The organism is Nitrospirillum pindoramense (assembly GCF_007827955.1).
GTDB lineage: Bacteria > Pseudomonadota > Alphaproteobacteria > Azospirillales > Azospirillaceae > Nitrospirillum > Nitrospirillum amazonense_B.
In genome coordinates, this window is sequence record NZ_VITR01000016.1 from 122,504 (window position 1) to 146,415 (window position 23,912).

The window sequence follows — 23,912 nt, forward strand, 5'->3', positions numbered from 1 at the left end:
ACGGAAAGGCGCCTTCACTCCTCCCGCAACAATGGCGCCGCCGGCTGGCTCAGTGCCCGCCAGGTGGCGGCCAGGCCCAGGGCCAGGGTGATGGCGGTGCTCAGCACGGCGGTCAGCACCAGGGTCTGGGGCAGGAACACCCATTTCATGCTCATGACCTTGGTCAGCACCGCCCAGGCCGTCAGCGTGCCCAGCGCGCCGGAGATGACGGCGGTGATCAGGCCCAGGGCGCCGTACTCGATAAGGAAGGTGCGCAGGACGGTGGCGCGTACCGCACCCAGCACCTTCAGCACCACGGCGTCATAGACGCGGCGGCGGTGGCCGGCGGCGATGGCGCCGGCCAGGACCAGGGTGCCGGCCACCAGGGTCACGGCCGCCACCACCCGCACCGCCATGCCGATGTTGACGATGATGGTGGACACGGTGGCCAGCGCCTCCTTCACCCGGATGGCGGTGATGTTGGGGAAGGTCCGGATGACGGCGCGCTGCAGGGCGGCCTCCGCCTCCGCCGGGGCGCGCACGGTGGCCAGGTGGGTCTGGGGCGCGTGTTCCAGCACACCGGGGCTCATCACCAGGGTGAAGTTGATGCCCAGGGTGGTGAAGTCCAGGTCGCGCACCACCGCCACCTCCGCCTCGATCTCGCGGCCCAGGACGGACAGGGTCATGTGCGCGCCGGGGCCGATGCCGAAGGCCTGGGCGATGTCCTTGGAGATGGCCAGCTTGGGCGGCCCGCTGTAGTCGGCGGGCCACCAGGCGCCGGCGATGACTTTGTCGCCGGCCGGCGCGCGCGCCTGGTAGGTCACGCCCCGGTCGCCGTTCACCACCCACTTCTTGTCGGGGTCGTGCACCTGCTCCTGCGCCGGCTTGCCCTCCACCCGCACGATGGTGCCGCGCAGGCTGGGCGTCGTTTCCAGGTCGTGCGCGCCGGGCACGGCCAGCACCGTCTGGCGGAACTGGTCCAGCTGATCCGGCTGTATGTCGACGAAGAAGAAGCTGGGGGCGTTGGCCGGCAGGCTCTCCCCCACCTCGCGGCGGAAATTGCCCTCGATCAGGGCCACGGCCACCAGCACGGTCAACCCCAGGCCCAGCGACAGCACCACCATGCCCGACAGGTTGCCGGGGCGGTGCAGGTTGCCGAGCGCCAGGCGCAGGGCCGGCTGGCGCGGGCGGGGCAGCAGGCGGGCCAGGCGGGTGATGCCGGTGCCCGCCCCCAGGAACAGCAGCAGGGTGGCGCCGGCGCCGACAACGAAGAACGCCGCCAGCTTCTGGTCGACGGAGGTCAGCACGGCCAGCGATCCCAAGGCCGCCGCCAGCCAGGCCAAGGTTGCCAGTACCAGGGCCGGCGGCCGGCCCCGCCGCCCGGCCGATCCCTCGCGGAACAGCCGCGCCGCCGGCACGCCCTGCGCCTGGCCCAAGGGCCAGAGGGAGAAGACCAGCGCGGTAATCAGGCCAAACAGGGCGGCCAGCGCCAGGCGCCCGGGATAGACGCCGATCTCCGCCGTGATGGGCAACAGGCCCGCCAGCGCCCGGCCCGCCACCAGGGGCAGCACGGCGCCCAGCACCAGGCCGCCGGCGATTCCCAGCCCGGCCAGCGCCAGGATCTGCATCAGATAGACCTGGAAGATCAGGCGCGCCGGCGCGCCCAGGCATTTCAGCGTGGCGATGGAATGGACGCTGGCGTCCATGTGGCTGCGCACGGCGTTGCCCACGCCCACGCCGCCCACCAGCAGGGCGGTCAGCCCCACCAGGGTCAGGAACTGGGCCAGCCGGTCGATGAAGCGGGTCAGCTGCGGGGCGGCGTTCTGGAAGTCGCGCACGCGCCAGCCGGCGTCGGGGAAGGTCTTGTCCACGCCCTTGGCCCAGGCGGCGGCGTCCGTCCCCTCCGGCAGGCGCAGTTGATAGGACCAGTTGACCAGGCTGCCCGGCCGCACCAGGCCGGTGGCGGGCAGGGCGTCCGCGGATATCATCAGGCGCGGGCCCAGCGCGATGCTGCCCGATCCCGCCTTGTCCGGCTCATGGTCGATGATGCCGCGCACCTCCAATGTGGCGTCGCCCACCGTCAGCCTGTCGCCGGGCTTCAGGGACAGCCGGGTGGCCAGCGTGTCATCGACCAGGGCGCCGAACACGCCGCCGCGCGCCGCCAGGCGGGCCTGCACGTCGCTGCCGCCATCCGTCAAGGTCAGCCGGCCATACAGGGGATAGCGGCCGTCCACCGCCTTCAGCTCCACCAGGCCGGCGGCGCCCAGGTCGGCTTCGGCGCCTGGCTGGTCGGCGGCCTTGCGCGCCATGGCCCGCATGTCGGCGGTCACCGCCACGGTGCCCTGACCCTCCAGCCACTGGCGCTGCTCCGCCGTCGCCTCGCGGTACAGGACGCGGACGGAGGCGTCGCCGCCCAGGATGGCGCGGCCGTCCTGGGTCAGGGACCGTTGGATGCCGCCCGCCACCGACTGCACGGCGGCGATGGCGCCCACGCCCAAGGCCAGGCACAACAGGAAGATGCGGAATCCCCGGATGCCGCCGCGCAGTTCACGCCGCGCCAGCCGGGCCGCCAGCTTGAGTTCGGTCAGGGTGATCATGGCGGCCTCAGTCCGCGACAGCGGCGCGCGCCACGGCGGTATCCTCCACCACCCGGCCGTCGGCCAGGCGGATGGTGCGGTCACAGCGGGCGGCCAGGCCGGGGTCGTGGGTCACCAGGATCAGGGTGGTGCCATGGCGGCGCGCCTGGTCGAACATCAGGCGGATGATCTGCTCCCCCGTTTCCTGGTCCAGGTTGCCGGTGGGCTCATCCGCCAGGATCAGGCGGGGCCGGGGGGCGAAGGCACGGGCCAGCGCCACGCGCTGCTGCTCCCCGCCCGATAGCTGGCCGGGATAATGGTCCAGCCGGTGGGACAGGCCCACGGCGGCCAGGCCGTCGCGGGCGCGGTCGAAAGCGTCGGCCTCGCCCGCCAGTTCCAGCGGCAGGGCGACGTTTTCCAGCGCCGTCATCGCCGCCATGAGGTGGAAGGATTGGAAGACGATCCCCACATGATCCCGGCGGAACCGGGCGAGGTCATCCTCCGACAGGGTGTTCAGCGTCCGGCCCGCCACCGCGACCGTGCCGCCGGTGGGCCGTTCCAGCCCGCCAATGACCATCATCAGCGAGGATTTGCCCGACCCGCTGGGGCCGACGATGCTGATCCGTTCCCCCGCCTGGATGGCAAGGTCGATGCCCTTCAGGATGTTGACGCGCCCAGCGGCGCTTTCCAATGTCAGGGTCAGGCCGGTCAATTCCAGGGCGGACTGCACAGGGGACATGGGGCGCGTCACTTTCGGGGCTTAAGGTCTTCAGCCGATATGGCCCGAAGCCGTTTTATTTCAACAGGGATATCCCCGCATGCGATTTGCCGTCCTCATCATTTGGTTGTTGTCCCTGGGGCTGGCCCTGGTTCCGGGTGCCGCCCAGGCGCGCCCCCTCAAGGTGGCCGTGTTGGGGGACAGCCTGTCGGCCGGGTACAACCTGCCGCCGGGCCAGGGATTGACCCGGCAACTGGAGGCGGCGTTGCGCCGGGACGGCTTCGACGTCACCGTGGGCGACACCGCCGTCTCGGGCCAGACCTCGGCCGGCGGCCTGGCCGGCCTGGACTGGATGTTGGGCGATAAGCCGGACCTGGTGATCGTGGAGCTGGGCGCCAACGACATGCTGCGCGGCATCGACCCCAAATCCACCCGCGCCAACCTGGACAAAATCCTGTCGACGCTGAAGGACCGGCACATCCCCGCCGTCCTGGCCGGCATGAAGGCCCAACCCAACCTGGGCGCCGATTACGTGGCGGCCTTCGATGGCCTGTACCCCGACCTCGCCCAGCGCTACGCCGTGCCCTTCTATCCCTTCATCCTGCAAGGCGTGGCGCTGGACCCGAAGCTGACCATCGCCGACCGCATGCACCCCAACGGCGACGGCGTGGCCATCATGGTCCAGGGGCTGAAGCCGCTGGTGGCCAAGGCGCTGACGGCGCTGAACGCCGGCGGGCCTGGAACCGGGGGCGCGGCGGCGGGCAAATAGGGGTTTCACAGCGCCGCCGGGTCTATTCCTCGCAGCTGACCTCGCGTAGACAGGCGTTAACCTTTTTCCCGCCTTTCAAGGACACTCCCCATGGAACAACGCCGTCTCGGCCGTACCGACATCACCGTCAGCGCCCTCTGCCTGGGCACCATGACCTGGGGCCGCCAGAACACCGAGGCCGAAGGCCACGCGCAGATGGACTACGCCTTCGACCGGGGCATCACCTTCTTCGACACGGCGGAGATGTACGCCGTGCCGCCCACTGCCGACACCTATGGCAAGACCGAAGAGATCATCGGCACTTGGTTCCAGGCCACCGGCCGCCGCGCCCAGGTGTTCCTGGCCAGCAAGGTCAGCGGCCCGGGCCCGGCGCCCTGGCTGCGGGGCGGTCAGCACAGGCTGGACCGCGCCAACATCCACGCCGCGGTGGATGCCAGCCTGCGCCGCCTGCGCACGGACTATATCGACCTGTACCAGGTGCACTGGCCGCAGCGGCCCCTGGCCCTGTTCGGCCGCCCCGCGCCGGAAGGGCTATACAGCGACGGTGGCGTGCCCATCGAAGAAACGCTGGCGGCCCTGGGTGAGCTGGTGACGGCCGGCAAGGTCCGGCACGTCGGCGTGTCGAATGAGACCGCCTGGGGGGTCATGGCCTATCTGCGGGCGGCGGAGCGGCAGGGACTGCCGCGCATCGCCAGCATCCAGAACGTCTACAACCTGCTGTCCCGCCGGTTCGAGGACGACCTGGCCGAGGTGGCGCAGCGGGAACAGGTCGGGCTGCTGGGCTATTCCCCCCTGGCTGGCGGCACGCTCAGCGGCAAGTACCTGAACGGCGCCATGCCCGCCGGCAGCCGCCGCTCCATCGACAGCCGGGGCTCGCGCTACGGCGCCGCCGGGGTGGACGCCATCGTCCAGCGCTATCTCGACATCGCCCGGCGCCATGGGCTGGAGCCGACACAGATGGCCATCGCCTTCGCCCTGCGCCAGCCCTTCATGACCGCCGTCATCATCGGCGCCACCAGCATGACCACCCTTGAAAGCAACATCGCCGCCGCCGACCTTCACCTCAGCGACGCGGTGATCGCGGAGATCGAGGCCGTGCACAAGTCCAACCCGTCCCCCTGTCCCTGATGGGGCGGCCCTGATGGGGCGGGCGGAGCCTGAGGAAGTGTCATGATTCGCCTGTTCGTGGGCCTGGAAATGCCGGAGGCGGTGCGCGACGCCCTGTCCCGGCTGTCGGGCGGCCTGCCGGGGGCCCGCTGGGCGCCGCCGGAGAATTATCACCTGACCCTGCGCTTCATCGGCGAGGTGGATGAAGGGGTGGCCCAGGACATCGACCAGGCGCTGGACCTGGTGGCGGCGCCGGCCTTCACCCTGACGCTGGACGGGCTGGGCCAGTTCGGCCGGGGGGAACGGTCCCGCGTGCTGTGGGCCGGGGTGCGCCCGGAACCGGCGCTGGACCACCTTCAGGCCAAGGTGGAAAGCGCCGTGGTCCGTGCCGGCCTGCCGGCGGAAACCCGCAAGTTCAGCCCCCATGTCACCCTGGCGACGCTGGGCCGGGAAACCTCCGCCGCCCGCGTCGGCCGGCTGATGGAGGACCATGGCCTGTTCCAGGCGGGGCCGTTCGCCGTCGACCGCTTCGTCCTGTATGAAAGCGTGCTGGGCCGGCAGGGCAGCACCTATCATGTCGTGCGCGACTATCCGCTGGGCGGCTGGCGGGCGGAGGACGCGGCGCCGTGACGCGCAGGCCCCCCGGCGCATAATTGCGCATGCGCGGCGGGGACGGATCCCGTATCTGGTGACAGTCCACCCGTTCGCCCCATTTGCCGGAGTCGCGTCCCGCCATGATCCCGCCCGCCCGCCGCACCTTCGTCGCCCTGGATACGCCCGAGCCGCCGGCGGCCCGCGCCCTGGCCCAGCGGCTGGCCGGCCATGTCGGCGGCATCAAGCTGGGGCTGGAATTCTTCTGCGCCGCCGGCCCGGCGGGCATCCGCGCGGTGACGGAGGGGCTGGACATGCCCCTGTTCCTGGACCTGAAGCTGCACGACATCCCCAACACGGTGGCGGGCGCCATCCGGTCCGTCATGCCCCTGGCGCCGGCCTTCATCACCCTGCACACCCTGGGCGGGGCGGCCATGATGCGGGCGGCGGCGGATGCGGCGGCGGAGGCGGCGGCCCAAATGGGCGTGCCCCGGCCCAAGCTGCTGGGCGTCACCGTGCTGACCAGCATGAGCCTGCTGGACCTGGCCTCGGTCGGCGTGGACCGGCCGGTGGCCGACCAGGTGGCCCTGCTGGCCGATCTCGCCCATGTCGCCGGCATGGATGGCGTCGTCTGCTCCCCCAACGAATGCGCCGTGCTGCGCCGCCGTCTGGGGCCGGATTTCACCTTGATGGTGCCGGGCATCCGGCCCATCTGGGCCTCGGCCAACGACCAGAAGCGCATCATGACCCCGGCCGCCGCCGTGACGGCGGGCGCCACCTACCTGGTGATCGGCCGCCCCATCACCGATGCCGTGGACCCCGTCGAGGCCGCGCAGCGCATCGTCACCGAATTGGCCGCGTAATTTTCAGCGCAGCGGACTGGAAATCGAGCCAAGCGGCGGATGGCCGCGCCGGCGCTTGAGGAGCAGGCAAATGCCCATCAAAGCCAAGATCTGCGGCATCAATCATCCCGAGGCCCTGACGGCGGCGGCGGATGGCGGCGCCCGCTATATCGGGTTGGTGTTCTTCGCCAAGTCGCCGCGCAACGTCTCGCTGCCCCTGGCGGCGGAGCTGGCGCGCATGGTGCCTACGGGTGTGCGCACGGTGGGCCTGTTCGTCGACCCTACCGACGACTTCCTGGACCAGGCCCTGGCGCAGGTGCCGCTGGACCTGATCCAGCTGCACGGGGGGGAGACGCCGGAGCGGGTGGCCGCCATCCGCGCCGCCCACCGCCTGCCCGTCATGAAGGCGCTGAAGGTGGAAACGGCCGCCGACCTGGACGCGGCCTCGGCTTATGAGGCGGTGGCCGACATCCTGCTGTTCGACGCCAAACCGCCGAAGGACTCCATCCTGCCGGGCGGCAACGGCGTCGCCTTCGACTGGACCCTGCTGACCGGCCGGCGCTGGTCCAAGCCCTGGATGCTGTCCGGCGGCCTGACGCCCGACACGGTGGCCGAGGCCATCCGCATCAGCGGGGCCGACGCGGTGGACGTGTCGTCCGGCGTCGAGGACAGGCCGGGCCACAAGGACCCGGCCCTGGTCCGCGCCTTCCTGGAGGCGATACGCGCAGTGGCCTGAGGCAAAGCCTCAGGCCACTGTAGGCCCCGACCGGGGCCGCCGGAGCTTTCCGGGAAGCGTCAGCGGACCGGAAAGCGAGGACAGCCAAGCCCGCGGATGCGGGCGCCCGGCGACTGAGGGAACCTAAAAAGACTCAGAACCGGTCCAGTTCCATGGTCTTGCTCCAGGCCGCCACGAAGTCCTTCACGAACTTCTCCTTGGCGTCGTCGCTGGCGTAGACCTCCGCCACCGCCCGCAGCTCGGAGTTGGAGCCGAAGATCAGGTCGACGGGGCTGGCGGTCCACTTCAGGGCGCCGCTGGCCCGGTCGTGGCCCTCATACAGGCCCTGGGTCTTGGGCGAGGGCGTCCACTTGGTGCCCATGTCCAGCAGGTTCACGAAGAACTCGTTGTTCAGCGTGCCCGGATGGCTGGTCAGCACACCGGTGGCCGATTGCCCCTCATTGGCGTTCAGCGCCCGCAGGCCGCCCACCAGCACCGTCATCTCCGGCACCGTCAGGGTCAGGGTGTTGGCCTTGTCGACCAGCGCCTCGGCCGGGGACAGGCGGTTGTGGGGACCGTAGTAGTTGCGGAAGCCGTCGGCCGCCGGTTCCAGGTAGGCGAAGGATGCGACGTCGGTTTGCGCCTGGGTGGCGTCGGTGCGGCCGGGCTTGAACGGCACCTCGACGGTGTAGCCCGCCTGCTTGGCCGCCTGCTCCACGCCCACGCCGCCGGCCAGCACGATCAGGTCGGCCAGCGACACCTTCTTGCCGCCCTTTGCGGCGCGGTTGAAGTCGGCCTGGATGCCTTCCAGCTTGGCCAGCACCTTCTTCAGTTCCGCCGGGTCGTTGACCGCCCAGTCCTTTTCCGGGGCCAGGCGGATGCGGGCGCCGTTGGCGCCGCCACGCATATCGGTACCGCGGAAGCTGGAGGCCGAGGCCCAGGCGGTGCGCACCAGTTCCGGCACCGTCAGGCCCGACGCCTGGATCTTGCCCTTCAGCTGCGCCACGTCCTGGCTGTCGATCATGGCGTAATCGGCGGCCGGGATGGGGTCCTGCCAGCTGAACACCTCCTTCGGCACCTCATTGCCCAGGTAGCGGGCGCGCGGACCCATGTCGCGGTGGGTCAGCTTGAACCAGGCGCGGGCGAAGGCGGCGGCGAACTCATCCGGGTTCTTCTGGAAGCGCAGGGCGATGGCGCGGAAGCCCGGGTCCATCTTCAGCGACAGATCGGTCGTGAACATCATGGGCGGGTGGCGCTTGTTCGGATCGTGCGCGTCCGGCACCAGTTCGTCGGCGCTCTTGTCCTTGGGCATCCACTGGATGGCGCCCGCCGGGCTCTTGGTCTGCACCCAGTCGAAGCCGAACAGGTTGTCCAGGTACTGGGTGGTGAAGGCGATGGGGTTGGCGGACCAGGCGCCCTCCAGGCCGCTGCTGACGGTGTCGGCGCCGTTGCCGGTGCCGCACTTGTTCTCCCAGCCCAGGCCCTGCTTCTCGACGCCGGAACTGGCGGGGTCGCCGCCCAGGCACTTGGCGTCATGCGCGCCGTGGGCCTTGCCGAAGGTGTGGCCGCCGGCGATCAGGGCCACCGTCTCCTCGTCATCCATGGCCATGCGGCCAAAGGCCTGGCGGATGTCCTTGGCGGCGGCGATGGGGTCGGGGTTGCCGTTGGGCCCCTCCGGGTTCACGTAGATCAGGCCCATCTGCGTCGCGGCCAGGGGACCCTTCAGCTGGTGCTGGCCGTCGAAGCGCTGGTCGTCCAGCCACTTCTTCTCCGGTCCCCAGAACACCAGGTCGGGTTCCCATTCGTCGACGCGGCCACCGGCGAAGCCCAGGGTCTTGAAGCCCATGTTCTCCAGCGCGACGTTGCCGGCCAGCACCATCAGGTCGCCCCAGGACAGCTTGCGGCCGTACTTCTGCTTGATGGGCCACAGCAGGCGCCGGGCCTTGTCCAGGTTCACGTTGTCCGGCCAGCTGTTCAGCGGCTCGAACCGCTGCTCCCCGCCGCCGGAACCGCCGCGCCCGTCGCCCACGCGATAGGTGCCGGCGCTGTGCCAGGCCATGCGGATGAAGAAGGGGCCGTAGTTGCCATAGTCCGCCGGCCACCAGGCCTGGGGCGTGGTCAGGACCTTGTCGATGTCCTTCTTCACCGCCTGCAGGTCCAGAGTCTTGAATTCGGCGGCGTAGTCGAACTTCTCGCCATAGGGGTTGGACGCCGCCTCATTCTGGCGCAGAGGGCTGAGGTCCAGGCGGTTGGGCCACCAGTCCTGGTTGGACATGGGCTTTTCCGCTTGCGTCTTGTCCTCGGCGCGGGCGGCGCTGGCCACGGCCAGGGGCGAGATCGTCGCCGAGAGCAGCATGATGAAAGATACGGCGCGCTTGTGCATCGAAGTCTCCCTCCCAGGGAAATTCACAACTTGGATGCGTCAGCAGCTATCATGCTGAAAAACACGAAACAAACTAATTAAAACTATAAGCATCATAGGAAAAATCTATAACAGTAGTAATTATCCATGTTTTTCCTGAATTTAAGGCAGGAGAAGCCGGCTATCAACATTATATGTGTTGGCTGATCGGTTTGTCGTCGGCACTTTTATGGTGGAGTGTGGCGGATTTATTGCTGCCGCAGCTCCTGGATGACTTGGGCCAGACGCTGGTAGGTGGTGGCCATGGCGGCGCCGCCGCGCCAGGCCAAAACGATGTGGCGCTTGGCTTCCGGGTCGGGCAGCGGCCGGGTGGCGACATGCAGCCCGTTCAGGATGCCGGCCCGCACCGCCATTTCCGGCAGCAGGGTGACGCCCCGGCGGTTGTCTACCAGATGCACCAGGGTCTGCAGTGTCGACGCGGACATGGCCTGACGGTTCAGGTCCGCCCGGCCGCACAGCGACAGGGTGTGGTCGCGCAGGCAATGCCCGTCCGGCAGCAGCAGCAGCCGCTCCACCCAATCCTCCTCCGCCAGGGCCATTTGGGCGCCGACCGGGTCCTCCCGGTGGAAGGCCAGCACCAGCGGGTCGTCGAACAGCGCCGCGTAGTCCAGGGTCGCGCAGGGATAGGGCAGGGCCAGGATGGCGCAGTCCAGGTCGCCCCGCCCCAGCGCGGTGCATAGGCTGGCGCTGAATTCCTCCCGCACATGCAGGTCCAGCAGGGGACAGCGGTCCGCCACCCCGGGCAGCAGGCGGGGCAGAAGATAGGGGCCGATGGTGGGGATGATGCCCAGCCGCAGCACTCCCGTCAGCGGTCCCGCGGCCTGGCCGATGTTGCCCAGGTCCTGCGCCGCGCGCAGCAGCTCCCGCGCCTTCTCCACCACCTGCTCGCCAATGGCGGTGAAGGCCACCATGCGCCGTGTCCGCTCCACCAGGTGCAGGCGCAGCAGGGACTCCAGTTCCTGGATGCTGGAGGACAGCGCGGCCTGGGTGACGTTGCACGCCTCGGCCGCCCGGCTGAAGTTCCGGTGCTCATACAGATGCACCAGATAGCGGAGTTGCTTGAGGCTGGGCAGGGTCATTGGGGGCAGTTCGGTCGGATGGCGATGCCGCATCCTAGCCCTAAACGCCGTCTATTGGAATTATTCTAATTATAGATTAGAGCAGCACGTCCAGAAACATGCCCCGGCGATAGCGCGCGGGCAGGGTCAGAATGCCGTTGACCATCAGGCTGGCCAATTCCCGCGCGGAAGGCCAGCGGTTGCCGGGCTTGGCCCTCTGCACGGCGCGCGTGGGCGCCGGCGGCGGCACCAGGATGGAATGCCGGTCCGAACCGTCGGGGATCATCCCGCCAAGGCGGGAGGTGGTGGGGCGGGTCTCTACCATGGGGGGATCATATAGCCGCGCGGGTGCCCCGGCCAAGGGCCCTTGGTGCCAGTTGGCCTAAAGATACCCGTTGGCCTAAAGGTAATCGTGCACGATGTCGATGGAGGTCTCGACACCCACCTTGTCGAAATTCGCCGCCAGCCAGCAATCGGCCGTCTCGCGCCCCTTGGTGAACAGGTATTGCAGGAACTCCGGCTCGGCGTTCAGCTTGCTGGACGCGTGCATGTCGGCCAGGGCCTCGTCATTCTCGATGACGTGCATGCGCAGGGCCTTGTACTGGTCGGAGGTGAGCTCGCCGGATTCGATCATGCGCGCGACGAAGCGGATGGACCGCATCTCGCGCATCAGCGAGGCGTTGAAGGTGATCTCGTTCACCCGGTCGGCGATCTCGAACGGGGTCTTGGGCACGCCCTTGCGCACCAGCGGGTTGATCTGCACGACGATGATGTCGTGGCTTTCGTTCTCATAGGCGATGGGCCACAGCGACGGATTGCCCATGAAGCCGCCGTCCCAGTAAAACTCACCCTCGATCTCCACCGCCTGGAACATTTGCGGCAGGCAGGCGGAGGCCAGGACGGCATCGATGGTGATGTCGCGGTTACGGAAGATCTTCACCTTGCCCGTCTCCACGTTCGTGGCGGACAGGTACAGATCGATGCCGCAGCCGGTGCGCACCCGGTCGAAATCCACCAGGTCCTTCAGGATGCCGCGCAAGGGGTTGATGCCCAGCGGGTTGCTCTGATAGGGCGACACCAGCATGTTCATGAGGTTGATCCAGGCATAGCCTGGGCTGTCATCAACCCGCCAGCTGCCGCGCAGGCGGGACAACCAGCTGCGCTTGATGGGGGATGTCCGTCCCGCCTCGCCCACCTTGGTCCAGAAGGTCCGCAGGGCCTGGCGGGCGCCGTCGCGCCCATCCTTGCCGTAGCCGTCGGCCATGACCACCGCGTTCATGGCGCCGGCGCTAGTGCCGGAGATGGCCTCCACCTCCAGCCGGCCATCCTCCAGCAGGCGGTCCAGCACGCCCCAGGTGAAGGCGCCGTGCGATCCGCCGCCCTGCAGGCCCAGGTTCACCCGCTTGCGTGGCTGGCTGGTCTTTTTCTTGGCGCGACCGGCGGCAGGGGCGGGCGCCGAGACCGGGCTTTGGGAAGCCGGGCCCTGGGCGGACGAACTTTGGGGCGAGGTGCTGTCGGGCATCGGGAAACCTGTCGTCTGTTGACCCATGACGCGGCGCAACCGAGTGGCGGCCGGGAAGGCGCGGTGCTCCATCCGGGAGGGGCCCGGTATGCTTCCACCCGGTGGGCTCTACCCGGCCGGTGGGCTCTACCTGGTCTGCTTCAACCCGGTCTCCTTGGGGGCGCACACAAATATGGGGCCCGCCGGCACCCGGCCAAGGGCGGCTTTTCGCCCCGTGCCGGACGCGGACCCGTGCGGGTGCCCCGATCCCGGCCACTCTATCGCGGTGGCCCGCGCACGTCGTTGCGAAATGTCCCCAGCGAATGATGCGCCGCCAAATGCATGGGCCCCGGCTTTGCGCCCCGGCGGGGCTTCTGCTAAAACCGGCTTCTCCGGCATCGGGGGATGCCGAAAGGGGCTGTGGCGGGGCCTGGGAACGGAAAGCGGGGAACGATGGTCAGGGAAGGCGGGTCCGGAAGGACCGCGCATAGGCGTCATGCCCTTGACAGGGGGGCCATTGACAGGGGGGGCCATCGGTCGCACCTTCCCTCGACCATGATCCGCGTCCATGCCACTTGCGTCAGTGTTGGCGGTGCCGGCGTCCTCTTGCGGGGACCGTCGGGGTCGGGCAAGTCCGATTTGGCCCTGCGCCTGGTGGATGCGGGCGCCTTGCTGGTGGCCGACGACCAGGTGGTCCTGACCGCCGATCCCACGCAGGCCCTGGTGACCGCCACCGCGCCCGCGCGCCTGGCCGGGCTGATCGAGGTGCGCGGCCTGGGCATTCTGCCCGCCCCCACCGCCCCGTCGGCCGTCATCCGCCTGGTGGTCGACCTGGTGGAGCGCGATGCCGTTCCGCGCCTGCCCACCGCCGATGCTAACCGGCTTGCCGGTGTGATGGTGCCGCACGTGGCGCTGTGGCCCTTCGCCGCCTCCGCCCCGGCCGCCCTGCGCCTGGCGCTGGCGGCGCTGACATCGGGCGCCCCCCTGGTACCCGCCGCGTTCGATGAGGTGGCGGCATGAACGGGCTCGCCGACAGCCCCCAATCTCAGCCTCTGGCCCCGCCCCCGGCCGCGCCGCCGGTGGTCGTCATCACCGGCCAGTCGGGCGCCGGCCTGTCCACGGCGCTGAAGGCGCTGGAGGATCTGGGGTATGAGGCGGTGGACAATTTGCGCCTGTCACTGCTGACCCATCTGGTGGAACAGGCCAGTGACCGGCCGCTGGCCATCGGCATCGACAGCCGCACCCGCGATTTCTCCGCCGACGCGGTCCTGGGGGAACTGGACCGGCTGCGCCACGCCACCGGGCGGGCCGTCAGCCTGCTGTTCATGGAGGCCTCGGACGAGGCGCTGCAACGGCGCTACACCGAAACCCGCCGGCCTCATCCGCTGGCGACGGACCGGCCCGTGCCGGACGGCATCGCGCGGGAACGCACCCTGCTGTGGCCCTTGCGTGACAATGCCGACGTGGTCGTCGACACGACCCAGCTTTCCATCCACGATGTCCGCCGTTTGCTGGGCGGACATTTCCGGTTGGACACGGCGCCGTCGCTGCATGTCTTCGTGACCAGCTTCTCGTTCCGCCACGGCGTCCCGCGTGAGGCCGATCTGGTGTTCGACGTCCGTTTCCTCGACAACCCCCATTGGGTTCCCGATCTGCGGCCCTTGACGGGCAACGACGCGCCCGTGGGCGCCTTCATCGAAAAGGATGGGGATTTCCCCGCCTTCTTCGAAAACCTCACCCGCTTGCTGGCCCCCCTGCTGCCGCGCTACATGAGCGAGGGCAAGCGCTACCTCACCATCGCGGTGGGGTGCACCGGGGGCCGCCACCGCTCCGTCTTTGTCGCCAACCGGCTGGCGGCATGGTTGCAAACCCAGGGCTCCCGGGTGGGCGTCGCCCACCGGGAATTGGACCGGTCCGGCGTGTCCCCGGAGCCCGCGCATGTCGTCAATAGGGAGACCCGATGATCGGTATGGTCCTCGTGACCCACGGCCGCCTGGCCGAGGAGTTCATACTGGCCCTCCAGCACGTGGTGGGGGAACAGGCACAAGTGCGCGCGGTCTGCATCGGGCCGGAAGATGACATGGAACAGCGGCGGGAAGACATCCTGGCCAAGGTCGCGGAATGCGACACCGGCGACGGGGTGGTGGTCCTGACCGACATGTTCGGTGGCACGCCGTCCAACCTGGCCATCAGCACCATGGACCGCGCCAAGGTCGAGGTCATCGCCGGCGTCAACCTGCCGCTGCTGATCAAGCTGGCCTCGGTGCGCAAGACCGAGTCGCTGGAAAGCGCGGTCCAGGCCGCGCGCGAGGCGGGGCGCAAGTACATCAACGTCGCCTCCTCCCTGCTGGCGGACAACTGAGCCATGACCGGCGGGGGGGATGGGAACGCGGGCGACTTCGGCCCGGCGCGCACGGCGCTGATCCAGAACCGGCGCGGCCTGCACGCCCGGGCGGCTGCCAAGTTCGTGAAACTGGCGGCGGAGTTCGACGCCGAGGTGGAGGTGGAGCGCGGCGACACCCAGGTGGACGGCCAGTCCATCATGGGCCTGATGATGCTGGCGGCCGCCATCGGCACCTCCATCACCTTGCGGGCCCGGGGGCCGCAGGGGGAGCAGGCGCTGGACGCCTTGGTCGCCCTGGTGGACCGCAAGTTCGATGAGGACTGACCGGCAAATGGCCGACCGCGCATCCGGCCGGGGCCGCGCGACCAAGGCGGGCGTCGACCGCCTGCTGCGCGGCGTGGGCGTCTCCTCCGGCATCGCCATCGGGCCGGCGCACGTCGTCGACGCCGGCGCCCTGCTGGCACCCGAATACGCCATCCCCGAGGATGGGCTGGAGGCGGAGGTCCAGCGTTTCGCCACCGCTGCCGACAAGGCGCGGCGCCAGGTGCGCAAGCTGAAGACCAAGTCGTCCGCCCTGCCGGACAGCGCCGCGGAGGAAATCGGCATCCTGCTGGACGCCCATTTCGCCATGCTGTCGGGGTCCCGCCTCATGCGCGGGGTGGAAAAGCGCATCCGCCAGGACAAGCTGAACGCCGAGGCGGCGGTGCAGGCGGAGATCACCAGCATCGCGCAGAGCTTCGCCGACATGGAGGACGCCTACCTGGCGGCCCGCGTCGCCGACGTGCGCGAGGTGGGGCAGCGCCTGCTGCGCAACCTGATGCAGCACAAGTATCAGGCCTTTTCCTTCCTGCCCGAGGGCTGCATCGTCCTGGCGGAGGATTTGAGCCCCGCCGACACGGCCCTGATGGACCCGCGCCGCATCGGCGGCTTCGCCACCATGCTGGGCGGGCCGGAAGGGCACACCGCCATCATGGCGCGATCCCTGGGCCTGCCGGCGGTGCTGGGCACGCTGGGCTTGCTGCAGGGGGTGCAGAACGGCGACACGGTGGTGGTGGACGGCATCGCCGGCCAGGTTTGCGTCAACCCCAGCCCAGACGTGCTGGACGGCTATCGTCGCCGCCGGGCGGAGTTGCTGGCGGAACGGGCGCAGCTGAAAACCCTGCGCAAGCTGCCGGCCATCACCCGCGACGGCACCGCCGTCACCCTGAACGCCAACCTGGAACTGCCGCGGGAACTGGACGGCGCGCTTGATGTCGGCGCCTCGGGCGTGGGCCTGCTGCGCACCGAATTCCTGTTCATGAACCGCGAGGATCTGCCGGACGAGGATGAACAGACGGAGATCCTGACCCGCATCGTCGCCAGCATGGACGGCAAGCCGGTGACGGCCCGCACCCTGGACATCGGCGGAGAGAAGATCGCCACGGCGCTGCGCGGGTATTTCAGCGAGCCCACCAACCCTGCCCTGGGCCTGCGCGCCATCCGCCTGTCCTTGAAGGAGCCCAAGCTGCTGGAAACCCAGCTGGCCGCCATGCTGCGCGCCGGGGCCCACGGCAATTTGCGCATCCTGCTGCCCATGATCAGCTCGGTGGCCGAGGTGCGGCGCGTGCGCGAGATCATGGCCACGGTGGTGCGCCGCCTGCGCCGCCGGGGGGTGAAGATCGCCCACCCCCTGCCCAAGCTGGGCATTATGATCGAAATCCCGGGCGCCGCCCTGTCGGCCGACGGCCTGGCGCCGTTCTGCGACTTCTTCGCCATCGGCACCAACGACCTGATCCAGTACACGCTGGCCATCGACCGGGGCGACGAACAGGTGGCCGACCTCTACGATCCTCTGCACCCCGCCGTGTTGCGCCTGGTGCAGTTCACGACCGAGGCGGCGCTGCGCGCCCGCATCCCCGTGTCCATCTGTGGCGAGATGGCGGGCGATCCGCGCTACACCGCCCTGCTGCTGGGCCTGGGCATCCGCGAGCTGTCCATGGCGCCCAACAACCTGCCGGTGGTGAAGCGCCGCCTGCGCGGCCTGGACCTGGTCGAGGCCACGCGCCGCGCCCGCACCATCATGGACCAGACCGACCAGGGCCGCATCGCGGCGCTGCTGGACGATTTCAACGACGCGGCTGTTTAAAGGTCCCCTCAGTCGCCGGGCGGCGGCATCCGCCGCCTTGGCTTCCTCGCTTTTCAATCCGCTGACGCTCCCCGAAAAGTTCCGGCGGACCCGGTCGGGTCCTATAGCCGCATGTGCAACCGCTCAATTCCTTGGGATAGGCGGAAACCAGCCGCTTGACGGGATTCTGGTGTTTCAGCACCCTCAGGCGCGCCAGCACTGCTGGCATTGCCTGGGAGGACCCCGATGCCCACCGCCCTGACCGTCCGTGGCCTGGATGAGGATCTGGTGCGCCGCCTGAAGCTGCGCGCCGCTCGTCACGGCCGCTCCATGGAAGCCGAGTGCCGCGACATCCTGCGCCAGGCCCTGGCCAATGAGCCGCAGGATTTCCGCGCCCTGGCGTCCTCGCTGCGTCAGTCCCTGGCCGACCGCGCCCACCGCCCCGCCGGCGAGGTCATGGCCGGCGTTCGGGCGGAAACCTGGGCGGCCCTGCCTGGAACCGCGCCGGAGGGTGAGGGCGCATGAGCCTGCAATTCGTCATCGACGCCTCCGTCGCCCTGCAATGGGTGGTGCCGGAGGCGACCAGCCCGGTGGCCGACCGCTTGCTGGGCTATCGCCTGCTGGCGCCCGACGTGCTGATGGGCGACCTGGCCCAGGTGCTGGGCGCCAAGGTGGCCCTGGGCGACCTGACGGCGGTGGAGGCGGCGACCGCCGCCATGGCGCTGCAAGGTGCGGAGGTGGAGCTGATGCCCTCCCGCCCCTTGCTGGCCGACGCCGTGCGCCTGGCGGCCCAGTTGTCCCACCCGGCGCAGGATTGCCTGTACCTGGCGCTGGCCCAGGGGATGCAACTGGTCTACGTCACCGCCAACCCGGCCCTGGTGCGCGCGGTGCGCGGCCCCCATGGCGGGCGCTTGGCGGGACGCGTCGTGCTGGTGCACGAGGTGGAGCGGTTTTTGAGGTAGTTCCCTCAGGCGGCGGGTGCGGGCATCCGCCCGCTTGCCTTCCTCGTTTTCCAGTCCGCTGCGCTCTCCGGAAAACTCCGGCGGCCGCGGTCGCGGCCTAGCAAGGCCTACCGCCTCACCAACAAATGCACACATAAAGATGTCTTTATGCTTGCTGGCTGGCAGCCCCGCTGGTACACCCAGGCCATCATCCAGCCTGGGAAGGCTGGGGCGCCGGCGCGTCTTGCCGCCCCCGTTGCCCCCAGGCGCCAAAGGAGCATCGCCCCATGACCGCCTTCACCGACTATAAAGTCCAGGACATCGGCCTCGCCGGCTGGGGTCGCAAGGAAATCACCATCGCCGAGACCGAGATGCCGGGCCTGATGGCCCTGCGCACGGAATATGCCGGCAAGAAGCCGCTGGACGGCGCCCGCATCGTCGGCTGCCTGCACATGACCATCCAGACCGCCGTGCTGATCGAGACGCTGGTGGATCTCGGCGCCACGGTGCGCTGGTCCTCGTGCAACATCTTCTCCACCCAGGATCACGCCGCCGCCGCCATCGCCGCCGCCAACATCCCGGTCTTCGCCTGGAAGGGCGAGACGGAGGAGGAGTTCTGGTGGTGCATCGAGCAGACGCTGCGCGGGCCCGATGGCTGGACCCCGAACATGATCCTGGACGATGGCGGCGACGTCACCCAGATCCTGCACGACAAGTACCCCGAGATGCTGGCCGACATCCGCGGCCTATCGGAAGAGACCACCACGGGCGTGCATCGCCTGTATGAGATGATGAAGAAGGGTACGCTGAAGGTTCCGGCCATCAACGTGAACGACAGCGTCACCAAGTCCAAGTTCGACAACCTGTACGGCTGCCGCGAGAGCCTGGTGGATGGCATCAAGCGCGCCACCGACGTCATGGTGGCCGGCAAGGTCGCCGTGGTGTGCGGCTATGGCGACGTGGGCAAGGGCTCCGCCGCCTCGCTGCGCAGCCAGGGCGCCCGCGTCATGGTGACCGAGATCGACCCCATCAACGCCCTGCAGGCCGCGATGGAAGGCTATCAGGTCGTGACGATGGAACAGGCCGCCCCCCAGGGCGACATCTTCGTCACCGCCACCGGCAATGTCGACGTCATCACGCTGGACCACATGCGTGAGATGAAGGACCGCGCCATCGTCTGCAACATCGGCCACTTCGACAGCGAGATCCAGATCGACAGCCTGCGCAACTACGTGTGGGAAGAGGTGAAGCCGCAGGTGGACGAGGTGGTGTTCCCCGACGGCAAGCGCCTGATCGTGCTGGCCAAGGGCCGCCTGGTGAACCTGGGCTGCGCCACCGGCCACCCCAGCTTCGTCATGTCCGCCAGCTTCACCAACCAGGTGCTGGCCCAGATCGAGCTGTGGAACAACGCCGACAAGTATGAGAACAAGGTCTACGTGCTGCCCAAGCACCTGGATGAGAAGGTGGCCCGCCTGCATCTGGCCAAGATCGGCGCCAACCTGACCACCCTGACGGAGAAGCAGGCTGAATACATCGCCGTCAGCCCGCAGGGCCCGTTCAAGCCCGACCACTACCGTTACTGATCGACCGCTCGCCCCCCTGGCGGCTCAGGCCGCCGGGGACCGGAGGCGGCATCGCGAAGGCCGGGCCCTGTGCCCGGCCTTTCCTTTGCCGGACAACCCGAACCGGGGCCGAGCTTAAAGTAGCCTTCCGTTCGCTTGGCACCCACACCGTCATTAACTAAGATCCGGGCGTCATGCCGAGAAACGCCACCGCCCTGCCTCTAGCGCTGACCGCCGCCGCCTTGGCCGCGCCCGGTTTTCCCTGCCTGCGCCTGGTGTTCCCCGACGCCTCGTTGCCCCTGGTGGTGGCGGGGTCGGTGGCCAGCCTGGTGGTGGCGGGGGCCTGCCTGGCGCGGTTGGCCGGCCAGCGCCGCGTTGCCGATATGCAGGCGGCGCGGGCGGCGGCGTTGCTGTCCGGCTGCCCCGATGAATGGGTGGCCTGGCGGCATGGCCGTGTCATCGGCGCCAGCGCCAGCGCCGGCGCTTGGCTGGGCATCCCCGACCCCCAGCCCGGCGGCCGCGTGGATGAGATCGCCCAGGCCTTCGAAGCGCCCGAGGATGCGGCCCTGCGCCGGGCCCTGCGCGACCTGGATGACGAGGGCGTGCCGTTTTCCCGGCAGATGTCCTGTCATCAGGGGCGGCGCACTCTGGTGCTGACCGGCCGCCCAGGGACCTCGCCGGTGCCGTTGGGGGACGATGGCGACCCATCCGGCCGGATCAGCGTGCTGTGGCTGCGCGACGTGACGGCCACCGTCGCCGACGCCGCGCAGGCGGACCAGCGCCGCCAGGTCGCGGAGGATGCCGCGGCCCGCCTGCGGGCGGCGTTGGAGCTGCTGCCCTTCCCCCTGTGGATGCGCCGGTCCGATGGCTCCCTGTTCTGGTGCAACCAAGCCTACGGCACCGCGGTCGGCCTTTCACCCACCGCCGTGGTGGAGCAGGGCATAGAGCTGGTCACCGACCCCGGCGCCGGCCGGGCGCTGGCCGCCCGCGCGCTGGCGAAGGGGGAGGGGGCGAAGGGCGAGAGGGCGGAGGGCCAGGGCGCGTCCGAAACCCGTCATGTCGTCGTCGCCGGCCAGCGCCAACTGCTGCGTCTGGTGGAGACGCCCCTGGCCACGCCGCTGGACGGCGCCGCCGCCCTCATGGGCCACGCCCTGGACATCACCCGTGAGCAGGAGCTGTCGTCGGAGCTGGAACGCCACATCGCCGCCCATGGCGATGTGCTGGAACATCTGGGTTCCGCCATTGCCATCTATGGCGCCGACACCAAGCTGAAGTTCCACAACCGCTCCTACGCGCGGCTGTGGGGCCTGGACGAGACCTGGCTGGCCACCGAACCCACCTACGGCGAGGTGCTGGAGGATCTGCGCAGCCGGCGGCGCTTGCAGGAGGAGGTGGACTTCCCCCGGTGGAAGCGGGCCCAGGTCGCCCTGTTCACCAACCTGACGGAACCGCGCGAGGATCTGACCCACCTTCCCGACGGCACCACCTTGCGCAACATCACCGTGCCCCATCCCTTTGGCGGCCTGATGTTCGTGCTTGAGGACGTGACCAACGCCTTGGCGCTGGAATCGTCCTACAACACGCTGATGGCGGTGCAGCAGGAAACGCTGGATAACCTGGCGGAAGGTGTCGCCGTGTTCGGCGGCGATGGCCGGCTGAAGCTGTGGAACCCGTCCTTCGCCCGCATCTGGCGGCTGAAGGGATCGGACCTGAACGGCGAGCCGCACATCACCCAGGTGATCGACAAGCTGCAGCCGCTGCTGGACCACGACGGCGACTGGCCGGCGCGCCGCCGCGCCATGATCGCCGACTTGTTGGAACGGTCCAGCTATGCCGGCCGGCTGGAGCGCACGGACCGGTCCATCGTCGACGTGTCCAACGTGCCGCTGCCTGACGGCGCCGTGCTGATCAGCGTGCTGGACATCACCGACAGCGTGCGGGTGGAAGAAGCCCTGCGCGCCAGCAACGAAGCGCTGGCGACCGCCGACCGGCTGAAGTCGGAATTCATCGCCAACGTCTCCTACCAGCTGCGCACGCCCCTGAACGCCATCATGGGCTTTGCCGAGATCCTGAATAACCAGTATTTCGGCGCGCTCAATGAACGCCAGGCCGACTACACCAAGGGCGTGTTGGAAGCCAGCCGTCGCCTGCTGGCGCTGATCAACGATATCCTGGATCTCGCCACCATCGAGGCCGGCTTCATGACCCTGGACCGCTCGCCGGTCGATGTCGGGCAGTTGCTGGAGGCGGTGTCGGGCCTGACGCTGGACTGGGCGCGCAAGCAGGACGTGACCCTGCTGGTGCAGGTGCCGTATGACATCGGCACCCTCGACGCTGACGAGCGCCGCCTGAAGCAGGCCCTGTACAACCTGGTCAGCAACGCCGTGAAGTTCACGCCGCCGGGCGGCCAGGTCACCTTGTCCGCGAAGCGCCAGATGGGGGACGGGGGGCCGGAGATGGTGCTGTCGGTCAGCGACACCGGCATCGGCATCCCGGCGGCCGACCGCCAGCGCGTATTCAACAAGTTCGAGCGCGGCGACGTGCAGAACCATCCTGCCGGCGCGGGCCTGGGCCTGTCGCTGGTGAAAAGCTTCGTCGAGCTGCACGGCGGCCGGGTGGAAATCAGCGACAGCGACCAGGGCACGCTGATCCAGTGCCATTTGCCATTACGGCAGCCTGTATTGGTTTAGTGTTCCTCAGGCGCCGGCAGGCCCGTCCGGGCCTTTGGCTGTCCTCGGTTTTCAGTCCGCTGCCGGTCACCAAAAACCTGCGGCGGACGCGGTCGCGTCCTAAAGCCTGGCCCAGAAGGGCCAGGCTTGTGGTGCTTCAAGACGCGATTTCCGGAATTACGCGCTGGTATCCACCTTGCCGGGATTGGCGCCGGCCTTGGCGACGCAGACCATGGCTTCGCGCAGCAGGCGGCCATGGATGGTGTAGCCGGGCTGCAGGATGGTGACCACGGTGCCGGCGGGCTTGTCCGTGCCGTCGACCTCGGCCACCACCTGGTGGAAGTTGGGGTCGAAGGGCTGGCCCATGGGCTCCAGCTTCACGATGCCGGCGCGGTCGAAGGCGGCGACCAACTGGCGTTCGGTCGCCTCCACGCCGGTCAGCAGGGTGTTGACCTGCTCGTTGCCGGCGCGGGTTTCCGCCGGGACGGCGTCGATGGCGCGGCGCAGGTTGTCGGCCACGGCCAGCAGTTCCTTGGCGAAGCCGGACACCGCGTACTTGGCGGTGTCCTCACGCTCCTTCTGGGCGCGGCGCCGGGTGTTCTCCGCTTCGGCCATGCTGCGCAGCAGCTGGTCCTTCAGGGACGCGACCTCGGCTTCCAGCGCGGCGACGGCGTCCGAGGAGGCCGGCGCTTGCTGCTTCGGGGCGGCGTCGGTTTCGGGGGCGGTGGTCGTCTCGTTGCTATCGGTCATCTTAGCGGCAGTCTCTACAAGGGTGCGGAACAACGGCGGCTCACCACCGCCGGGACGGGCAGAAGATAGGCATCCTGCGCGCGTCGCGCCAGAGGCGATGCGCGGGCGGAGACAGGAATAAAGCGGGGGCGGGCGGAATTGTTCGGCCGGCGGACGGACAATTCACGCGATCATCCGGTCACCCGATCATGCGGCTGATGACCTTGGCGGTGTAGTCCACCATGGGGATGATGCGGGCGTAGTTGATGCGGGTGGGCCCGATGACGCCGATGGCGCCCACGATCTGGTCCTTGCCGTTGGTGTAGGGCGAGACGATCAGGGAACAGCCGGCATGGCTGAACAGGTTGTTCTCCGCCCCGATGAAGATCTGCACCCCTTCCGCCTGGCCGGTCGCCTCCAGCAGCCGCATCATGGCGTCGCGGGTTTCCAGCGCCTCGAACAGGCTGCGGATGCGTTCCAGGTCCGACAGGGCGCTGACGTCGTCCAGCAGTTTGGCCTGGCCGCGCACGATCAGCACGCCGCTGCTGCGGCTGCCGGCCCAGGTGGCCATGCCCGTGTCCACCACGCGGCGGGTCAGCTCGTCCAGCTGGGTGCGCTGCTCCTCCGCCTCGGCCAGCAGGCGGGTGCGGGCCTCCGCCAGGGTTCGGCCCACCACCCGGGCGTTCAGATAGTTGCTGGCCATCTGCAGGACGGAGGAGGGGATGCCCATGGGCACCTCCACCACCCGGTTCTCCACCAGGCCGTCCTCCGTCACCAGCACCACCAGGGCACGGCCGGGCTGCAGGTTCACGAACTCGATATGTTTCAGCGGCCGGTCTGTCTTGGGCGCCATCACCAGCCCGGCGCAGGACGACAAGCCCGACAGCATGGTCGTCGCCTCCTCCAGCGCCTCGGGCAGGGACCGTCCGGAAGCGGCGCACTGGGCGTCGATGCTCTCCCGCTCATCATCCGACAGGTCGCCCACCTCCAGCAGGCCGTTGACGAACAGGCGCAGGCCCACGTCGGTGGGCACTCGCCCGGCGGAGGTGTGCGGCGCCTTCAGCAGGCCCAATTCCTCCAGGTCCGCCATGACGTTGCGGATGGTGGCCGGCGACAGCGCGATGCCCAGGCGGCGCGACAGCGTGCGGCTGCCCACCGGTTCCCCGGTTTCGACATAGGCTTCCACGATCTGGCGGAAGATGTCGCGGGAACGCTGGTTCAGCTCGGTGATCATGCCTGGGGGCGGGGCCGGATGAAGGGGGGGATGCCCTTAAATCTAATGAGG

Annotated in this window: 22 protein-coding genes; 14 read left to right on the forward strand and 8 right to left on the reverse strand. The window is 69.1% G+C overall.

Annotation, left to right across the window (positions count from 1 at the left end):
• Positions 1–14 precede the first annotated feature (14 nt).
• Together FBZ90_RS22995 and FBZ90_RS23000 are read right to left on the reverse strand one after the other, a co-directional pair.
• Positions 15–2,576 carry an ABC transporter permease gene (locus tag FBZ90_RS22995; protein ID WP_145735321.1) on the reverse strand — a complete coding sequence of 854 codons (2,562 nt, stop codon included), beginning with the start codon at positions 2,574–2,576 and terminating at the stop codon, positions 15–17.
• Between the two features lie 7 nt (positions 2,577–2,583).
• Positions 2,584–3,294: an ABC transporter ATP-binding protein gene (locus FBZ90_RS23000; protein WP_145735322.1), complete on the reverse strand. Its 711-nt coding sequence runs from the start codon at positions 3,292–3,294 to the stop codon at positions 2,584–2,586.
• Positions 3,295–3,373: 79 nt separating this feature from the next.
• On the opposite strand from FBZ90_RS23000, the gene FBZ90_RS23005 reads away from it, so the two are divergent.
• The 5 genes from FBZ90_RS23005 (at position 3,374) to FBZ90_RS23025 (ending at position 7,318) form a co-directional block, all read left to right on the forward strand.
• Positions 3,374–4,042, forward strand: coding sequence for an arylesterase (locus FBZ90_RS23005; RefSeq protein ID WP_145735323.1), 669 nt, complete (start codon positions 3,374–3,376; stop codon positions 4,040–4,042).
• A 90-nt stretch (positions 4,043–4,132) separates the two neighbouring features.
• Positions 4,133–5,170 (forward strand): aldo/keto reductase, encoded by a 1,038-nt coding sequence (locus tag FBZ90_RS23010; RefSeq protein WP_145735324.1) that lies wholly within the window; start codon positions 4,133–4,135, stop codon positions 5,168–5,170.
• 42 nt (positions 5,171–5,212) lie between these two features.
• Complete coding sequence (gene thpR / locus FBZ90_RS23015) at positions 5,213–5,779, forward strand: RNA 2',3'-cyclic phosphodiesterase (protein ID WP_145735325.1); 567 nt, start codon at positions 5,213–5,215, stop codon at positions 5,777–5,779.
• A 104-nt stretch (positions 5,780–5,883) separates the two neighbouring features.
• Positions 5,884–6,603, forward strand: a complete 720-nt coding sequence (gene pyrF / locus FBZ90_RS23020; RefSeq protein ID WP_145735326.1) for an orotidine-5'-phosphate decarboxylase — start codon at positions 5,884–5,886, stop codon at positions 6,601–6,603.
• 70 nt (positions 6,604–6,673) lie between these two features.
• Positions 6,674–7,318, forward strand: a complete 645-nt coding sequence (locus tag FBZ90_RS23025; protein WP_145735327.1) for a phosphoribosylanthranilate isomerase — start codon at positions 6,674–6,676, stop codon at positions 7,316–7,318.
• 133 nt (positions 7,319–7,451) lie between these two features.
• Here FBZ90_RS23025 and katG read toward each other — a convergent pair whose 3' ends face one another.
• From katG to FBZ90_RS23045, 4 genes are all read right to left on the reverse strand, one after another.
• Positions 7,452–9,680, reverse strand: coding sequence for a catalase/peroxidase HPI (katG, locus tag FBZ90_RS23030; protein WP_145735328.1), 2,229 nt, complete (start codon positions 9,678–9,680; stop codon positions 7,452–7,454).
• A gap of 227 nt (positions 9,681–9,907) precedes the next feature.
• The gene (locus FBZ90_RS23035) at positions 9,908–10,798 is read right to left on the reverse strand and encodes a hydrogen peroxide-inducible genes activator (RefSeq protein ID WP_145735329.1); all 891 of its coding nucleotides are present in this window, start codon (positions 10,796–10,798) and stop codon (positions 9,908–9,910) included.
• 76 nt (positions 10,799–10,874) lie between these two features.
• A complete protein-coding gene (locus tag FBZ90_RS23040) occupies positions 10,875–11,102 on the reverse strand; it encodes a hypothetical protein (protein ID WP_145735330.1) in 228 nt (75 codons plus the stop codon).
• A gap of 75 nt (positions 11,103–11,177) precedes the next feature.
• Positions 11,178–12,299, reverse strand: coding sequence for a patatin-like phospholipase family protein (locus FBZ90_RS23045; protein ID WP_246130752.1), 1,122 nt, complete (start codon positions 12,297–12,299; stop codon positions 11,178–11,180).
• Positions 12,300–12,884: 585 nt separating this feature from the next.
• Here FBZ90_RS23045 and FBZ90_RS23050 point away from each other — a divergent pair.
• The 9 genes from FBZ90_RS23050 (at position 12,885) to FBZ90_RS23090 (ending at position 21,919) form a co-directional block, all read left to right on the forward strand.
• The gene (locus FBZ90_RS23050) at positions 12,885–13,298 is read left to right on the forward strand and encodes an HPr kinase/phosphorylase (RefSeq protein ID WP_420872616.1); all 414 of its coding nucleotides are present in this window, start codon (positions 12,885–12,887) and stop codon (positions 13,296–13,298) included.
• Entirely contained in the window at positions 13,295–14,242 is a 948-nt protein-coding gene (rapZ, locus tag FBZ90_RS23055) for an RNase adapter RapZ (RefSeq protein ID WP_145735332.1), read from the forward strand. Before FBZ90_RS23050 ends, rapZ begins: the two co-directional genes overlap by 4 nt.
• On the forward strand, positions 14,239–14,640 hold the full coding sequence (locus tag FBZ90_RS23060; protein WP_088872337.1) for a PTS sugar transporter subunit IIA: 402 nt from the start codon (positions 14,239–14,241) through the stop codon (positions 14,638–14,640). Before rapZ ends, FBZ90_RS23060 begins: the two co-directional genes overlap by 4 nt.
• Positions 14,641–14,643: 3 nt before the next feature.
• Positions 14,644–14,946, forward strand: a complete 303-nt coding sequence (locus tag FBZ90_RS23065) for an HPr family phosphocarrier protein (protein WP_145735333.1) — start codon at positions 14,644–14,646, stop codon at positions 14,944–14,946.
• Between the two features lie 7 nt (positions 14,947–14,953).
• Entirely contained in the window at positions 14,954–16,747 is a 1,794-nt protein-coding gene (ptsP, locus tag FBZ90_RS23070; protein ID WP_145735334.1) for a phosphoenolpyruvate--protein phosphotransferase, read from the forward strand.
• A gap of 225 nt (positions 16,748–16,972) precedes the next feature.
• On the forward strand, positions 16,973–17,251 hold the full coding sequence (locus tag FBZ90_RS23075; RefSeq protein ID WP_145735335.1) for a FitA-like ribbon-helix-helix domain-containing protein: 279 nt from the start codon (positions 16,973–16,975) through the stop codon (positions 17,249–17,251).
• Positions 17,248–17,688, forward strand: a complete 441-nt coding sequence (locus FBZ90_RS23080) for a type II toxin-antitoxin system VapC family toxin (protein ID WP_145735336.1) — start codon at positions 17,248–17,250, stop codon at positions 17,686–17,688. Before FBZ90_RS23075 ends, FBZ90_RS23080 begins: the two co-directional genes overlap by 4 nt.
• A 266-nt stretch (positions 17,689–17,954) precedes the next feature.
• Positions 17,955–19,250: an adenosylhomocysteinase gene (gene ahcY / locus FBZ90_RS23085; protein ID WP_145735337.1), complete on the forward strand. Its 1,296-nt coding sequence runs from the start codon at positions 17,955–17,957 to the stop codon at positions 19,248–19,250.
• 173 nt (positions 19,251–19,423) lie between these two features.
• Complete coding sequence (locus FBZ90_RS23090; protein WP_145735338.1) at positions 19,424–21,919, forward strand: sensor histidine kinase; 2,496 nt, start codon at positions 19,424–19,426, stop codon at positions 21,917–21,919.
• Positions 21,920–22,075: 156 nt separating this feature from the next.
• Here FBZ90_RS23090 and grpE read toward each other — a convergent pair whose 3' ends face one another.
• Both grpE and hrcA read right to left on the reverse strand, forming a co-directional pair.
• A complete protein-coding gene (grpE, locus tag FBZ90_RS23095) occupies positions 22,076–22,648 on the reverse strand; it encodes a nucleotide exchange factor GrpE (protein ID WP_145735339.1) in 573 nt (190 codons plus the stop codon).
• A gap of 178 nt (positions 22,649–22,826) precedes the next feature.
• Complete coding sequence (hrcA, locus tag FBZ90_RS23100) at positions 22,827–23,861, reverse strand: heat-inducible transcriptional repressor HrcA (RefSeq protein WP_145735340.1); 1,035 nt, start codon at positions 23,859–23,861, stop codon at positions 22,827–22,829.
• Between the last annotated feature and the right edge of the window lie 51 nt (positions 23,862–23,912).

What these genes read in the sequence shown, in the direction of transcription:
- ahcY (WP_145735337.1), top strand. Translation starts at nt 17,955, where the DNA reads ATGACCGCCTTCACCGACTATAAAGTCCAGGACATCGGCCTCGCCGGC.
- FBZ90_RS23065 (WP_145735333.1), top strand. Translation starts at nt 14,644, where the DNA reads ATGACCGGCGGGGGGGATGGGAACGCGGGCGACTTCGGCCCGGCGCGC.
- grpE (WP_145735339.1), bottom strand. Translation starts at nt 22,648, where the DNA reads ATGACCGATAGCAACGAGACGACCACCGCCCCCGAAACCGACGCCGCC.
- katG (WP_145735328.1), bottom strand. Translation starts at nt 9,680, where the DNA reads ATGCACAAGCGCGCCGTATCTTTCATCATGCTGCTCTCGGCGACGATC.
- ptsP (WP_145735334.1), top strand. Translation starts at nt 14,954, where the DNA reads ATGGCCGACCGCGCATCCGGCCGGGGCCGCGCGACCAAGGCGGGCGTC.
- FBZ90_RS23025 (WP_145735327.1), top strand. Translation starts at nt 6,674, where the DNA reads ATGCCCATCAAAGCCAAGATCTGCGGCATCAATCATCCCGAGGCCCTG.
- FBZ90_RS23060 (WP_088872337.1), top strand. Translation starts at nt 14,239, where the DNA reads ATGATCGGTATGGTCCTCGTGACCCACGGCCGCCTGGCCGAGGAGTTC.
- FBZ90_RS23040 (WP_145735330.1), bottom strand. Translation starts at nt 11,102, where the DNA reads ATGGTAGAGACCCGCCCCACCACCTCCCGCCTTGGCGGGATGATCCCC.
- FBZ90_RS23010 (WP_145735324.1), top strand. Translation starts at nt 4,133, where the DNA reads ATGGAACAACGCCGTCTCGGCCGTACCGACATCACCGTCAGCGCCCTC.
- FBZ90_RS23045 (WP_246130752.1), bottom strand. Translation starts at nt 12,299, where the DNA reads ATGCCCGACAGCACCTCGCCCCAAAGTTCGTCCGCCCAGGGCCCGGCT.
- FBZ90_RS22995 (WP_145735321.1), bottom strand. Translation starts at nt 2,576, where the DNA reads ATGATCACCCTGACCGAACTCAAGCTGGCGGCCCGGCTGGCGCGGCGT.
- thpR (WP_145735325.1), top strand. Translation starts at nt 5,213, where the DNA reads ATGATTCGCCTGTTCGTGGGCCTGGAAATGCCGGAGGCGGTGCGCGAC.
- pyrF (WP_145735326.1), top strand. Translation starts at nt 5,884, where the DNA reads ATGATCCCGCCCGCCCGCCGCACCTTCGTCGCCCTGGATACGCCCGAG.
- FBZ90_RS23075 (WP_145735335.1), top strand. Translation starts at nt 16,973, where the DNA reads ATGCCCACCGCCCTGACCGTCCGTGGCCTGGATGAGGATCTGGTGCGC.
- hrcA (WP_145735340.1), bottom strand. Translation starts at nt 23,861, where the DNA reads ATGATCACCGAGCTGAACCAGCGTTCCCGCGACATCTTCCGCCAGATC.
- FBZ90_RS23035 (WP_145735329.1), bottom strand. Translation starts at nt 10,798, where the DNA reads ATGACCCTGCCCAGCCTCAAGCAACTCCGCTATCTGGTGCATCTGTAT.
- FBZ90_RS23090 (WP_145735338.1), top strand. Translation starts at nt 19,424, where the DNA reads ATGCCGAGAAACGCCACCGCCCTGCCTCTAGCGCTGACCGCCGCCGCC.
- FBZ90_RS23080 (WP_145735336.1), top strand. Translation starts at nt 17,248, where the DNA reads ATGAGCCTGCAATTCGTCATCGACGCCTCCGTCGCCCTGCAATGGGTG.
- rapZ (WP_145735332.1), top strand. Translation starts at nt 13,295, where the DNA reads ATGAACGGGCTCGCCGACAGCCCCCAATCTCAGCCTCTGGCCCCGCCC.
- FBZ90_RS23005 (WP_145735323.1), top strand. Translation starts at nt 3,374, where the DNA reads ATGCGATTTGCCGTCCTCATCATTTGGTTGTTGTCCCTGGGGCTGGCC.
- FBZ90_RS23000 (WP_145735322.1), bottom strand. Translation starts at nt 3,294, where the DNA reads ATGTCCCCTGTGCAGTCCGCCCTGGAATTGACCGGCCTGACCCTGACA.